Below are 1,156 nucleotides of genomic sequence, written 5' to 3'. Positions count from 1 at the left end.
GAAGCCGCTGCGGCATAACTCACTGCGCGCCCTGCGGTCGCTCCGTTCAAACACGATGCCGCAAATCAGAGGACGATGCGCCGCACTTGCGGCGCTGCGGCTTCATGCCCATCTGAACCGCCATCCCCGAAATCGCGCGCGGGCGGCAGGCCCGGCGCGGCGAGCCTGCGTTACTTGGTAAGCTGTAGTCGTTTCGGCAGATGAGGGGCTACCCCTTCATTCATTTGACGCGGCAGAATCACTTTGTCGAGGTGCATGCATGAATTTCAGTCTGTTAATTCCGTTGTTGGTGACAGCAGCTGTCGCAGTCATTGGGTGGTTCGTTGGGCACCATTTTTCAAGTAAACGAGATCGCGAAAATAAGCAGCGCGACATTCGAATCTCCTACCTCATTCAGGCATACCGAGATTTGGGCATGGCAGCATCTCGCCCTTCCAATTCAGAGCAATTTAAGAAGCTTGAAGCTGCTTTCCATGACATTCAGCTATTCGGTACCGATTCGCAGCTAAGTGAACTTCACGCAGCTACAGAGCGCTGGAAATCAGCCGGGGGAACAGATTTGAATCGTCTGCTTTGTGATTTAAGAGACGACCTGCGAAAAGAGTTGAATCTGGAAAAAACTAACGCACCGCTGGTATTCTTTCGAGCGGCAAAGTGACCATTCATCCAGTCGTGCCATGCTTGCCGCACGATACAGCTATGGCGAGTTGCGAAGAATCATCAGCTTGCGCAAAGCCAACCGACGCGAGGTGAAGCACTATGTCCAAAATATCTAAACGTTCCGCTATCGTCATGCCGACGGTTGCGGAAGACAAAGCGATCACGGCGGCCGCCAAGGCCGACCCGTATGCTCGGCCGCTGACGCCCAAACAGCTGCAGGCGATGGTTCCGATGAAGGCCGTGCGCGGTCGTCCCAAGTCTGAGAACAAAAAGCTGCTGGTGTCGGTCCGCTACAGCCCGGAAGTCGTGGCGTACTTCAAATCAACCGGTGAGGGATGGCAGTCGCGTATGGATGGCGTGCTTCAGCAGTATGTAGCGCGTCAGTCGAGGCGAGCATGAGGCCGAGCTAATCGCTCGGGCAGCCACCGCACCGGGCCTGCCGCCCGCACGCGATTTCGGGGATGGCGGTTCAGACGGGCATGAAGTCGCAGCGCCG

Annotated in this window: 2 protein-coding genes; both read left to right on the top strand. The window is 56.5% G+C overall.

The annotated features are described in order from the left end of the window. Positions 1 to 259 precede the first annotated feature (259 nt). Entirely contained in the window at positions 260 to 658 is a 399-nt protein-coding gene (locus tag HGR_RS17190) for a hypothetical protein (protein WP_138922376.1), read from the top strand. Positions 659 to 759: 101 nt separating this feature from the next. Then, entirely contained in the window at positions 760 to 1,059 is a 300-nt protein-coding gene (locus HGR_RS03065) for a BrnA antitoxin family protein (protein WP_006296613.1), read from the top strand. Positions 1,060 to 1,156: the final 97 nt, after the last annotated feature.

Origin of the sequence: Hylemonella gracilis ATCC 19624 (genome assembly GCF_000211835.1) — a bacterium.
GTDB classification, from domain to species: domain Bacteria; phylum Pseudomonadota; class Gammaproteobacteria; order Burkholderiales; family Burkholderiaceae_C; genus Hylemonella; species Hylemonella gracilis.
Note: the sequence above shows the minus strand (reverse complement) of the source record. Positions and strands in the feature narration are given on the sequence as shown.

Coding starts and splice junctions, on each gene's coding strand:
- HGR_RS17190 (WP_138922376.1), top strand. CDS start 260: ATGAATTTCAGTCTGTTAATTCCGTTGTTGGTGACAGCAGCTGTCGCA.
- HGR_RS03065 (WP_006296613.1), top strand. CDS start 760: ATGTCCAAAATATCTAAACGTTCCGCTATCGTCATGCCGACGGTTGCG.